The 13,533-nt window shown below is 49.1% G+C and carries 7 protein-coding genes; 6 read left to right on the forward strand and 1 reads right to left on the reverse strand.

The genetic code is table 11. The features are described from left to right. The first annotated feature begins 5 nt into the window (after window positions 1-5). The 5 genes from FHS68_RS03165 to FHS68_RS03185 all read left to right on the forward strand — a co-directional run bounded on the left by FHS68_RS03165 (window position 6) and on the right by FHS68_RS03185 (window position 11,140). Window positions 6-3,503 (forward strand): TonB-dependent receptor, encoded by a 3,498-nt coding sequence (locus FHS68_RS03165; protein WP_208408145.1) that lies wholly within the window; start codon window positions 6-8, stop codon window positions 3,501-3,503. Between the two features lie 20 nt (window positions 3,504-3,523). Then, complete coding sequence (locus FHS68_RS03170) at window positions 3,524-5,422, forward strand: RagB/SusD family nutrient uptake outer membrane protein (protein WP_167267143.1); 1,899 nt, start codon at window positions 3,524-3,526, stop codon at window positions 5,420-5,422. 36 nt (window positions 5,423-5,458) lie between these two features. Continuing rightward, entirely contained in the window at window positions 5,459-8,578 is a 3,120-nt protein-coding gene (locus tag FHS68_RS03175; RefSeq protein WP_167267145.1) for a SusC/RagA family TonB-linked outer membrane protein, read from the forward strand. Between the two features lie 17 nt (window positions 8,579-8,595). Further along, a complete protein-coding gene (locus FHS68_RS03180) occupies window positions 8,596-10,365 on the forward strand; it encodes a RagB/SusD family nutrient uptake outer membrane protein (RefSeq protein ID WP_167267147.1) in 1,770 nt (589 codons plus the stop codon). 457 nt (window positions 10,366-10,822) lie between these two features. After that, complete coding sequence (locus FHS68_RS03185; RefSeq protein WP_167267148.1) at window positions 10,823-11,140, forward strand: hypothetical protein; 318 nt, start codon at window positions 10,823-10,825, stop codon at window positions 11,138-11,140. A 394-nt stretch (window positions 11,141-11,534) separates the two neighbouring features. Here FHS68_RS03185 and FHS68_RS03190 read toward each other — a convergent pair whose 3' ends face one another. Next, entirely contained in the window at window positions 11,535-11,687 is a 153-nt protein-coding gene (locus FHS68_RS03190) for a hypothetical protein (protein WP_167267150.1), read from the reverse strand. Window positions 11,688-11,724: 37 nt separating this feature from the next. Here FHS68_RS03190 and FHS68_RS03195 point away from each other — a divergent pair, with 37 nt between their 5' ends. Continuing rightward, the gene (locus tag FHS68_RS03195) at window positions 11,725-13,452 is read left to right on the forward strand and encodes a hypothetical protein (protein WP_167267151.1); all 1,728 of its coding nucleotides are present in this window, start codon (window positions 11,725-11,727) and stop codon (window positions 13,450-13,452) included. Window positions 13,453-13,533 lie beyond the last annotated feature (81 nt).

The following is a 13,533-nucleotide window of genomic DNA, read 5'->3' on the forward strand; positions in this document are numbered from 1 at the left end:
AACCTATGAAAAGACATCGACATTCCAAAGAGATTATCCCTCAACTCATGAAAATTACCGCTGTCCAATGCTTGTTTGCCATGTTCTTCATGCAGATCGCCGCGGCGCATGACCTGCGGGCACAGGAGATTTTAAGCCAACGTATATCTATAACAGTTAATGATATGGATATGGAAAAAGTGCTTGAACAAATTGAGGGACAAACCAAGATCCGGTTCATTTACAGCGCCGAAGTAATCCATGCCGACCGCAAAGTGACTTTTGAAAGCCAGAACGAGCGGCTCGATACGGTCCTCGAAACGCTGCTGAATCCCTTGGGAATTGAATATAAGGTTTCAAAAAGAACCATTCTATTAAAAAAGACTCCTGAAAAGAAAACTTCCCGGCAAACAGAATCTACCCCGGCGACTGAAAAGCTGGATAAGGATATCACAGGCAAGGTATCCGACGACAAAGGCGTGGGAATTCCCGGTGTAAGCGTTGTGGTGAAAGGTACCACGCAGGGAACCTCTACGAACATCGATGGTAACTACCAGCTTTCAGTTCCAGAAACAGGTACGACGCTCATTTTCAGTTTTGTAGGTTATATCAGTCAGGAAATCGCGATCGGTTCGGCAGCGACATTGGATATCAATCTCAAAGTAGACGAAAAGGCTTTGGAAGAAGTCGTGATCGTTGGTTTTGGTGAACAAAAGAAAGTGTCAGTAACAGGGGCTGTATCGTCAGTTACCTCGGAAATTTTGCAGCAGAGTTCATCAGCAAGCCTCGCCAATTCCTTATCCGGACGCCTTCCGGGCCTCACTTCGATCCAGTCAGGTGGGGGGCAGCCGGGACGGGACGATGCTACCATGTACCTGCGCGGGGCAGCAACAACCAACGGACGAAGCCCGCTGATCCTGATTGACGGTGTCCCAAGGGACAACATCCGTACTTTGGACGCCAATGAAGTAGCGTCCGTTTCCATTTTGAAAGATGCCTCCGCCACGGCCGTTTTCGGGGTTAGGGGCGCAAATGGGGTTATATTAATCACCACCAAAAGAGGTACTGCAGGAAAAACAGAACTCACGATCAATGCCGAACAAAGCTTTGCTTCCTTCACCCGGGAGCCAGAGCGCCTGCATTCATTGGAATACATGAACCTGCGAAATGAGGCTTCGAAAAATGATGGGATTACGCCATTGCCTTTTACACAGGAACAAATGGACAAATACGCCAATCCACTGGCCGGGCTGGATCCCAATGATCCTGAGTATGCGAAAAAAGCAATGATCCGGAAATACATGTATCCGGATCACGATTACTATCGGGAATATATCTCGCGTTATGCGCCTCAAACGCGTGTGAATATGAATGTGAGCGGGGGAACCGACAAGGTATCCTATTTTGTGAATGGTTCTTATCTGCATCAGGGAGGTAACCTCAATGTACAGCCAAAATCTGTTCTGGGTTACGATCCTTCCTCGAAAATGGACAGGTACAGTTTCCGGGCCAACCTGGATTACAAGGTTACCAATTCGCTTAAAGCATTTCTGAATATTGGCAGCTACATTGAACAGGTGAATATGCCTGCCGCGTGGCTTTACGGTGACGATACGAACTGGATGATGCGGGATTTGCTTTATCAGGCGCAAACCATTCTCCCAATCACGCCCGGCCCGGTTACCATTGACGGCTTCGGTGTTGCACCCGGGCAAATTGTCGATCCGGGTTACATGGACCGTTCGGCTTTTGAGATCATGAACCGGTTTGGTTATCGCAATGAGGTAAGGTCCAACCTGAATGCTTCTTTCGGACTGGATTGGGATTTGAGCAACACGGTTACAAAAGGATTAAGTATCAAAGGCATGGTCTCATATGATTCCAAATCCACCACTGCCATGCAGGGTAACAAATCCGAACGCCTTTATCTGGCGGAAGTGAACCCTACCACCGATATGCTGAGCTACGCAATCAAACGTTCCGACGAAAGCCTGCTCAGACTTGTTAAAGGAGCCGATTCGCGCTACAATATCAACATGCAGGGTTCAATCAATTACCAGCGGTTGTTTGGTGAAAAGCACGACATTGGTGCCATGATCCTGGCGCAGCGCGATACCTGGGAAACGACGGCAGGGGAAATTCCCTACAACGTTTTGGGGGTAGCGGCCAGGGCAACTTATGGGTACGACAATCGCTATCTGGCGGAAGTAAACATGGGTTATAATGGTTCTGAGCAGTTTGCACCCGGCCATCGTTTCGGTTTCTTTCCCGCATTTTCGGCCGGTTGGGTGATCAGCAATGAGGAGTTTTTGAAAAACAACCGGTTTATCACCAACCTGAAACTGAGGGCTTCCTATGGTAAAGTTGGGAATGACAAAATGGGTACCTCCCGCTTTCTTTACCAAAGCAACATTACCATGGCGGGATCGGGCCCTTTGCCAAGCTTGGGATTGGGACAAACAATCAACCAGGGACTTTTGGGTAATCCTAACCTGACCTGGGAAGTTGCCAAGAAACAAAACTATGGGGTTGATTTCCAGCTTCTACGCGATCTGAGCCTCACTTTTGATTACTTCATCGAAAACCGCAGCAATATCCTCATTTCAAGAGGTACCGTTCCTGAATTCCAGGGCGTATCGCTGGGCAACATTCCAAAAGTGAATATGGGATTAGTGGATAATAAGGGATATGAGATTGAATTGACCTATAACAAGGCATTTTCAAAAGATTTCAACATAATGATATCAGGAAATTACGGCTACAACCATAATACGGTGAAGTTTATGGACGAGTCGATCCGGGATGAAACTTATGCGCACCGTTTTCGCTCCGCGGGCTATTCATTGAACCAGGCCTGGGGATATAAGATCGATTACAGCAATGGAAATGGGTATTTCAATTCCAAAGAAGAACTGGATACCTATTTATCCAAAACAACTTATGGCTTTGGCGAGCCGCGCATTGGAGATTTTAAATATGTGGATTTGAACAATGATGGCGTGATCAACGACAAAGATCAGGCGCCGATAGGCTATTCCAACATTCCGAGGGTTACCTACGGCCTTTCATTGACATTCCAATACAAAGCATTTGACTTCACCACATTCTTCCAGGGTGTAGGAAAATACTCGGGTAACTATCAGCAACAGGGTGTGTATGAGTACATTATCCGCGGAACCTATTTTGATTACCACAAAACCGCCTGGACGCCCGAGCGATTTGCGAATGGTGACAAGATCACTTATCCAGCGCTCAGCACCCACAGCACGACCAATCACAATGCCAATGATTTCTTCATCATGGACCGGTCATTTACCAGGTTGAAAAACATTGTACTGGGCTACACTTTGCCGACAGGATCGCTCAAAATGCTGGGAATCAGTAAGCTGCGGGTATATGTGAGCGCACAGAATTTCTTTACATGGGACAACCTTGAAATGAGCCATCTGGATCCGGAGAACGACGATTCACTAGGTTATCCGGTAACCAAAATGGCAAATTTTGGTCTGAATCTTACTTTCTAAAAACATCAACGAAAGAAATCATGAAGATAAAAAATATACTTTCTGCGCTGCTGCTCACGGTATTTACCATGAGTGCGTGCAAGGATGTGCTGGACATGGCGCCGGACGGGAAGCTGACAATGGAAGAGATTTTTGCGGACAATGATAAGGTAGGCGCATTCCTGAACAGCTGCTACGCCAACATTCCCGTGAAAGGAACCCGCTACTTCTTTTGGAGCCGTGGGCCGGTGAATTGGAGTGACGAATCGTGGGATACCGATGCCGAAGCTGAATCGTGGATCATGTCGGGACGAATGTACAATGGGGACGCCTCCGCGGGGAGCCACCCGGTCACAAACATTAGTGCAGACGCGGGCAATGGGGATTATTGGGCAAGATACTGGAGTTCGGTTCGGAATTGTACGATGTTTATCAATCAGATCGACAAGGCTACGGTAAAAAATCCGGCGGATCGCAGCCGCTGGAAGGCTGAGGCGCATTTGTTAAGGGCTTATTATTATTCGGAATTGCTGAAATGGTTTGGAGCAGTCCTGCCAATTGAACGCGATTTGTTTGAGTTTTCAGACGATTTCTCCTCCGTAGAAAAAGCAAGCTATCACGACGTCGTCAAATTCATCATTGAAGATTGCGACGTAGCATTGGGAACTGCCGAACTGCCGTGGAGAATAACCACCAATGGCGAAGCCGGACGTGTGCATAAAGCTTTGGCCGAAGCAATTAAGTCCAAAATGATCCTTTTCGCAGCCAGTCCGCTGAATAATGGGGGAGCTGATCTATGGCAGGAAGCTTATCAGATTAATAAAACATCCCTGGAAAATCTGCGGACCAATGGTTATGAACTTTATAACAAAGTAAACCTGCCGCAGACGTACCTCTCCGAAACAGCATTCCTGGGTCCTGATAAAAATGTGAGCACAGCCATTTACAACGAGTATTTTACCCAATCCACCAATTACTCGGCAAGTCCGGTAGACAGGGAAACGATCTTCCAAAGCCGGGAAGGCCAGGGTAATATCTGGAACATTGACGGCATTGGTTCTCAGGATGGCTACAAATCCGGGACTTGCCCGACCCAGGAATTGGTGGATGCCTATGAAACCATCGACGGCCAGCCAATCCTCAACCTGGACAAACCATATCTGGACGACCAGCATTTGCAGCCCAATTACAACACGGCCAATAAGTTGTATAATCCCAATGATCCTTACGCGAAGCGGGATCCGCGTTTTTATGCATCCATTTACTACAATGGGTCCAAAAGAAAAGCCATGTGGAATTTCGCAGAAGCGCCCGAATCTGTGGAAAACTATCCTGCGCCGATTGGAAACCGTGTCCGGATCATTGCTACTTACAATGGTGAGCCACAAACGGGGATCCATCCTACTACCCGCCGCGCTACCCGCACCGGTTACTATGAAAGGAAATTTCTCCACCCCAACTCAGGCGGCGATAACCCAATTGCTGGGGCTAACTGGAAGCTTTTCCGGCTTGGAGAAATCATCTTAAACTTCGCCGAGGCAGCCGCAGAAGCGGGCCAGCTGCTGGAAGCAGCCAAGGCAGTGAACGAGATCCGTACCCGCGCCGGAATTCCAAATCTGCCAGCCTCACTTTCCAAAGTGGACCTGATCAAACGGATCCGTGCTGAACGCAGAGTAGAGTTGGCGATGGAAGAAAACCGCTATTTCGACCTTAGGCGCTGGTCTTTACCAACCGACGATCTCGCTAAAACGGATCGCTGGATTACGGCCATGGAAATCACCAGAAAAGCGGACGGCAAATTTACCTATGCGCGCAGAAACGTCCGGGGGACAGAAAGAAAGAATTACACCAACAAATTCTTATGGGTACCGATCCCGCTGGACGAAGCCAACCGGCTGCGGTCCATCACGGGTGCCGATTGGCAAAACAAAGGCTGGTAATCCATCACCGTTTCAACGATTTAGACGATCATTCTTATGATACAATTTATAAAATTCAACATTAAAATAACCCTTGCGTTGCTGCTGGCCTGTGTTTTGGCAATGTCCGTTTCGGCGCAGGATCTGGCCGAAACGATCAACGGGTTGGTACTGGACGATTTTGGAAAACCGCTGGCAGGCGTTGCAATCCAATCGGAACATGGCAAGAATGGTACCTCCACCAATGCGAAAGGGGAGTTTTCCATGAGTATTGACGACGGCAGCAATGCCATTGTCTTCTCACTCTACGGTTATGGGAATCAGAAAATCGCGATTACAGATAAGCAAGAACTTGAAGTAAAATTGAAATGGGACGCGCATAAAAAGGACGAGATCGTTCAATTAGGTTATACCACTCAATTGCGGAGCGAAATTTCAGGAGCGATCACGACCATTAAAGGCGAAGAGCTGGAAAAATCGCCGGTAGCCAATCTGACACAAACATTAGCGGGACGTTTACCGGGCGTAACCACACAGGAAACCTTCTCCGAACTATCCCGAACAACAACCAACTTATATGTCAGAGGACTTTCCGCTGCCAGAGATGCCGGCCCGCTGGTCATGATCGACGGCATTATCAATTCCTACAACAGCAACCAGACATTAGACTACATTACAGCCAATGAAATTGAGTCCATAACCATTCTTAAAGATGCTTCCACACAGGCACTTTACGGGATTCAGGGAGCAAACGGTTTATTGGTCATCACCACCAAAAGAGGCAAAAAAGGTCCTTTGCAGATCAAAACGCGGTTTGACCAGTCAATGCAGCAGGTTACTACCAAGCCTGCATTCTATAATTCGGCGGATTATGCTGAAATGCGGAACCAGGCAGCATTTAATGATGGTTTGGGGGCCAATTATCTTTTTACCCAGCAACAAATTGATGGCTACCGTTCCGGGCAAGACCGCACGGCTTATCCCAATAATAACTGGTACAACCGCTATATGAGGGAATTCGCGAACATGCAGCGGGCGAGCGTCAATGTTACGGGCGGGAATGATAAAGTCCAGTTTTTTTCCAATATCAACTTCATGCACCAGGGCGGCCAGTTCAAAACTGACCAGGACCGGTACAGTTCCAATGCCAATAACATCTGGATCAATTACCGCTCTAATGTAGACATGAACCTCAACCGGTACCTCAAAGCATTTGTGCGGCTGAGCGGGAATGTGAAACGGGAGCGCACGCCGGGTGTAGGCAATGCAGACGTGTACGGAAGCATTTTTCAGATCCCTTCCACCACTTTCGGGCCGGTTACGCAGCCAGTTATGGATGGTTCCGGCGAAGTGCTGGATCCCGGTGGGAAAGTGATTACCACCGAAAGAGTGGAATCCCCGACTTATGGGATGCTCAACCGCACAGGCTATGTGCGCCACACCGTCACTAACATTACCTCGCAATTCGGTCTCGACCTGGATATGGGCTTTCTGACCAAAGGGCTGAACCTGACCGGCGTACTTGCTTACCAGACCAATTCAGTGGGTAGCCTCGCCACGAGGCAGGATTACGAGCGATACGTACAAACCGCCGATTCCAGTGGTGTGGGTTTTATCAAAAAAGGCGCGCAGAATGATACGCCGCTTGGTTATTCCAAATCGCATTCCTATTACTACCACCTTACTTACAATGTCGCGATGAATTACAAACGCGACTTTGGAATGCATAAGGTGGGCGCAATGGCTTATATGTTTTACCAAAACCTGACGAAAGCCGAAAACGATTCTGCGAGGATGCTGCCTTACAACCGGGTAAGCTCCGGCGTGGAGGTAACTTATGGATTTGATAACCGCTATCTCATCAAACTGGATATGGGCTATTCCGGCTCCGAGCAGTATGCCCGGGCTACACGCTACACTGCAACCCCAGCCATTTCAGCAGCCTGGGTGTTATCCAATGAGGCGTTTTTGAAAAACAGCACATTATTGACCAACCTAAAACTGCGGGCGTCTTATGGCAAAACAGCCAATGATCAGAGTGGTTTGGCGAGATATGCGTATTTGGACAATGTGACGGTTACCGGCGGAGGCCCTGTTGGGTCACTGCAATACAATATCGTGGAGGGCCAGGTAGGCAATCCGAACATTCAGGCGGAGGTTTCTAAAAAACAAAATTTCGGGATCGACTTGGGTTTATTCAATGCGTGGACACTATCTGTGGATGTTTTCAAGGAGCGCACAAACAATATGATTGTGAGTGCGCTTTCGACCATTCCGCTTTATCAAGGTATCCCTTTGGTTAATTATCCAAGACTAAATTCGGGAAGTTTTGAAAACAAAGGCGTTGACCTTAACCTGAATTATTCCAAAGCATTATCCAAAGACCTGGTGATTTATGGCGGCGGTTATTTGAGTTATGCCAAAAACGAAATCCTTAACCGCAATGAGGCGCTGAAAACTGAGGATTACGTTTACCGCAAATGGGAGGAAGGCTATTCTTTTGGTCAAAAATTCGGGTATCTGGTCGATTACAGCAATGGTAATGGCTTTTTCAATGCCCAATCCGAGATTGATAACAGCAACCTTACTTATGGTTTTGGAACGCCAAGACTGGGCGACCTGAAATACCGCGACTTAAATGGCGACAGCAAAATTGACGAACGCGACAAAGCGCCGATCGGGACTGGCATGCTTCCTAGTGTGATCTATGCCGTTTCGGGCGGTTTGAAATACCGGAATTTCGACCTTAGCATTCTTTTTCAGGGTGTAGGTAAATATTCGACATTGGATACAACAGGACTTGGGATTTGGGAAACTTCGTTCGATGGCGTTTTTGGCTCGCTGCACCGCAATGCATGGACTGCCGACCGTTACGCAAGCGGTTCGGAGATCACTTCGCCCGCACTTTCATTGGGAAAAACGGTCAACCACGAACCCAGCGATTATTACCTGTACGATCGTTCCTACATCCGGCTGAAAAACATAGAAATAGGCTACACAATACCAGCAGGAATGGCACGGACCATTATGGCCGAAAAGATCAGGATACTCGTCAGCGGGCAGAACCTCATTACCTGGGACAAGATGAAATCGAAAGATTTTGGTCCGGAGGGCGGTGGTTACGCAGCATTCCCGGTTTATAGGGTTTTCAATGCAGGTCTCAGCGTCGTTTTTTAATCCAATCATTTATTAAAATGAAAAAATATAAAATACTCATTCTAGCTCTTACCATTTGCGGCATGCTCGCATCCTGCAACGAGCAACTGGACCTGCCATCCGACGGGCGCATTACGATGGACCAGGTTTTCAGCGACTACAACCGGACCAGGGGGTATCTCAATTCCTGCTACGGCCACACGCCCAAACCTTATATGGACAGGGCGTCATTCACCGACGAAGCCCAGGATGCCGATGACATTACACCGGGTTCCAGATACATTGTCTGGTATGGCGGCAATGTTACTTCGCTCACATACAAGGCCAATTCATCGGATGGAAGTCCGTGGGGAACGCTTTATGAAGGCATCAGGAAATGCAATGTTTTTATTGAGAATATCAAAACAGCCACCGTCTATGTTTCGGAAGGGGAAAAGGCTTCCTGGATCGCCCAGGCGCACACATTGCGTGCATTGTATTATTTGCAGCTGATCAAACGCTACGGCGGCGTACCTATTTTCGACAAGCCGCTGGCGATCGACCACGATTTTTCGCAGGATAAAAGAGCCACTTTCGCCGAAGTAGTAACATTCCTTCTGGCAGATTGTGACAAAGCATTGTCCTATCCTGCAACGAGAGAAGGGTTACCATGGGACGTTTTTGATAACCAATATGGAATCATGACCCGCGCGGTTGCTTATGCCATCAAATCGCAGGCGGTAACCTACGCAGCCAGCCCATTGTGGACGGACGGGACTTATACCTGGGAAAAAGCAACCACCATTAATGCAGAAGCATTGGGTCAATGTCTTGCCAATGGATACCGGCTTTTTGATGAAAAACCGGCACCGAGCATTGCACAGAATTCCTACGCGCTCTACTTTTTTACCAGCTCCAACGATCAGCGGGCAACAGATAAGGAGACGATCTACCACGCCGGAGATGCCATGCAGGTTTGGCGGTATGCAGGCATGCCGACCAACCCTGGTATGGAAAGAACTGGCCCATGCCCGACGCAAGAGCTCGTCGACAGCTACGAAATGGCGAACGGCCAGGCGCCCATCACGGGATATTCGGACGAAAGCCGTACGGTACCGGTCGTAAATGCTGCTTCGGGATACAAGGAAACCGATCCTTATGTCGGTCGTGATCCGCGTTTTTATGCTTCCATCTATTACAATGGTTCGATTCGTAATCTGGATCAGCCTGCGGGAAAAAAGGTAGAAACATTTGTAGGCGGGGCTGAGGAAATCTCTGATATCAACCGCAAACACACCCGGACGGGTTATTATCTCCGGAAATTCAACAATTTCAGGTCCGGACAGAACAATGATGCCGACGGTGCCATTCGGTTGTTCAGGTTAGCTGAATTGTTTATGAATTTTGCAGAATCAGCAAATCAGTCTGTCGGCCCGGATGCAGCAGTGCAGGTAGGCACCTTATCCCTGACCGCCCGTGCGGCTGTAAATGTCGTGCGGGCAAGAGCAGGAATGCCAGGCTTTCCGGCCGGCATGGCAAAAGCAGCTTTTGAAACCAAATACCGCAATGAACGCCGCATTGAATTCGCCTTCGAAGAGCACCGCTTTTTCGATGTCCGCCGATGGAAGATCCTCGATCAGACCGATCGTTTCGTGACCGGCATGCGGATCACCAAAGGCGGCACCAACTTAGTGTACAAACGATTCAAGTTCGTCAACCGCAATGCTTTTTCGGACAAATACCTGATGTATCCGATTGATCAGGCGGAGGTGGATAAGGTTATCGGGTTGTCGGGAGCCGACTGGCAAAATCCAGGTTGGCTGGATTGATGGATTCCCATGTTGGTGTTGTCACCACCCTGCATGCACCATGCTAGGCACATGTGCGTCATCGTCGCCCCTGAGTTGAAACCCAGAGTTAGGAAATGTGTCGTGCCGCTGGCACTGGCAAGACAAGCTGCAGAGCAGCGACCGATTTTACAGCGCCGGATTTTAATCCGGTGATTTGTTGGGAGCGCCCCTGGGTTGAAACCCAGAGTTAGGAAATGTGTCGTGCCGTCGGCACTGGCAAGACAAGCGGCAGAGCAGCGACCGATTTTACAGCGCCGGATTTCAATCCGGTGATTTGTTGGGAGCGCCCCTGGGTTGAAACCCAGAGTTAGGAAATGTGTCGTGCCGCTGGCACTGGCAAGACAACCTGCGGAGCAGCGACCGATTTTACAGCGCCGGATTTTAATCCGGTGATTTGTTGGGAGCGCCCCTGGGTTGAAACCCAGAGTTAGGAAATGTGTCGTGCCGTCGGCACTGGCAAGACAAGCTGCAGAGCAGCGACCGATCTTCCAGCGCCGGATTTCAATCCGGCGATTTGTCAGGTGTGACCCCTGGGTTGAAACCCAGAGTTAGGAAATGTGTCGTGCCGCTGGCACTGGCAAGACAAGCTGCGGAGCAGCGACCGATTTTACAGCGCCGGATTTTAATCCGGCGATTAGTTGGGAGCGCCCCTGGGTTGAAACCCAAAGTTAGGAAATGTGTCGTGCCGTCTGCACTGGCGAGACAAGCTGCAGAGCAGCGACCGATCTTCCAGCGCCGGATTTCAATCCGGTGATTTGTTGGGAGCGCCCCTGGGTTGAAACCCAGAGTTAGGAAATGTGTCGTGCCGCTGGCACTGGCAAGACAAGCTGCAGAGCAGCGACCGATTTTACAGCGCCGGATTTCAATCCGGCGATTTGTTGGGAGCGCCTCTGGGTTGAAACCCAGAGTTAGGAAATGTGTCGTGCCGCTGGCACTGGCAAGACAAGCTGCGGAGCAGCGACCGATTTTACAGCGCCGGATTTTAATCCGGTGATTTGTTGGGAGCGCCCCTGGGTTGAAACCCAGAGTTAGGAAATGTGTCGTGCCGTTGGCACTGGCAAGACAAGCTGCAGAGCAGCGACCGATTTCCCAGCGCCGGATTTCAATCCGGTGATTTGTTGGGAGCGCCCCTGGGTTGAAACCCAGAGTTAGGAAATGTGTCGTGCCGCTGGCACTGGCATAGCAAGCTGCAGAGCAGCGACCGATTTTACAGCACCGGATTTCAATCCGGTGACTGCAATGTCAAACGATTTTACAGCGCCGGATTTCAATCCGGCGACTGCAACGCCAAACGATTTCATAACCGCAGATTTCAATCCGGCCGATAGCCGATAAAAAATGATAAGAAACACCATTACATTGATTATGCTGGCTTGCGTGAAACTTGCAGCGCAGCCCCTCGCGGGTACGGACGACCTCGGCCGCACATTACCACAAAACATTCAGGTAGGTAACCCAAAGGCAAACCGCCAGGTAGGCATGTTTTACTTTCTCTGGCACGATGTGGCGCCTGCGAAGCATTGGGACTTAAACGAGATCGTCACCAAGCATCCCGAAGTACTCGAAGATTTCGACCATCCGGAGTGGGGTGGCGACCCGAAAAGTTTAGGTATGTATTATTGGGGGCAACCAATTTATGGATATTACAAGGCCGACGACTATTGGGTGCATTTGCGGAGCATTCAATTACTTACTGATGCGGGCGTCGATTTTCTGGTGATGGATGCGACCAACCGGCTTACCTATGCCAAACAGGCCGATGTGCTCATGAAAGCGATGGACGCCGTTCGGGCGCAGGGACGCAAACCTCCTAAAATTGTTTTTTACACCAATACATCATCAGGCGAAACGATGCAGGAAGCCTACGATATGTTCTACAAATCCGGTGCGCCTTACCGGCATCCCGAATGTTGGTTTGAGCTGGATGGAAAACCTTTGATTATTGGGATTAGCAAAGAAGCGGAGGGCTCGAATTATAAATCATTCTTCACATTCCGCGAATCGCAGTGGCCTACCGAAGGGCAGAAAGTCAATGGTTGGCCTTGGATTTCATTTACCCGGCCTCAGAAAGTACATTTTAACAGCAAAGGCGAAGGTGAAATCATCAATGTATCTATCGCGCAGCATCCCAATCCCACGGCAGGAATGGGCGGATCGGCATTTTATGGTAATAAAGACAATTGGGGCAGAAGCTGTCGGAAAGGCTCGCCTGGAGACCCGAAAAAGGACCTTACTTTCGGATATAACATGCAGGAACAATGGGATTTTGCCATCGAACAGAATGTACCATTTGTATATGTTACTGGCTGGAATGAGTGGATTGCGGGCAAGTTTGCGAGTCATGACAAAAACCCGGAACATTCCTGGTTCTGTGATCAGGCGAGTCCCGAATACAGCCGCGACATTGAACCTTCATTGACCGCTGGTCTGAAAGATCATTACTACATGCAGCTGGTCGCCAACATCAGCAAGTACAAAGGACTGGAAGCAAATCTGCCATTGTCAACGAGCAAGACCATTAAAAACTTCGAAGATTGGAGCGACGTGGGCCCGGTTTACAAGGATTATACAGGCGATACCGACGCGCGTAACCACCCTGGCGCGCAGACGGAACCAGCCACTATATATGTCAACAAAACCGGCCGGAACGACTTCGACCAGATGAAAGTAGCGCGCGACGCCAAAAACCTCTATTTCTACGCAAAAACAAAATCCGAAATAACGCCCAACTCGGGGGACAACTGGATGCGGCTATACCTCGATACCGACCGCAAACCTACCACCGGCTGGAAAGGTTACGATTACCGCATTGTTGGTGGCAGCACATTACAGCAATACAAAGCCGGCAACTGGCACGACGTGAAAAAAGTAGCATATGTCGCCACCGGCAATCAAATGATGATCACTATTCCTAAATCCTTTTTAATAAACCTAAAAACCCCGCTCAGCCTGGAATTCAAATGGTCGGACAACATGCAGGAAGATGGAAATCCATTGGATTGGTATGTCAACGGCGATGCGGCGCCGGGTGGGAGGTTTAATTTTGTTTTAACTGTCTCACAATGAGTGGTGTTCGCTTTGTCAAAGTGAGCACAATTATCAAAGTGAGCACAATTGTCACACTGAGCGCAGTCGAAGTGCAGGAAG

It is taken from the genome of Dyadobacter arcticus (genome assembly GCF_011762185.1).
GTDB classification, from domain to species: Bacteria; Bacteroidota; Bacteroidia; order Cytophagales; family Spirosomataceae; genus Dyadobacter; species Dyadobacter arcticus.

What these genes read in the sequence shown, in the direction of transcription:
- FHS68_RS03180 (WP_167267147.1), top strand. Translation starts at nt 8,596, where the DNA reads ATGAAAAAATATAAAATACTCATTCTAGCTCTTACCATTTGCGGCATG.
- FHS68_RS03190 (WP_167267150.1), bottom strand. Translation starts at nt 11,687, where the DNA reads ATGAAATCGTTTGGCGTTGCAGTCGCCGGATTGAAATCCGGCGCTGTA.
- FHS68_RS03195 (WP_167267151.1), top strand. Translation starts at nt 11,725, where the DNA reads ATGATAAGAAACACCATTACATTGATTATGCTGGCTTGCGTGAAACTT.
- FHS68_RS03165 (WP_208408145.1), top strand. Translation starts at nt 6, where the DNA reads ATGAAAAGACATCGACATTCCAAAGAGATTATCCCTCAACTCATGAAA.
- FHS68_RS03170 (WP_167267143.1), top strand. Translation starts at nt 3,524, where the DNA reads ATGAAGATAAAAAATATACTTTCTGCGCTGCTGCTCACGGTATTTACC.
- FHS68_RS03175 (WP_167267145.1), top strand. Translation starts at nt 5,459, where the DNA reads ATGATACAATTTATAAAATTCAACATTAAAATAACCCTTGCGTTGCTG.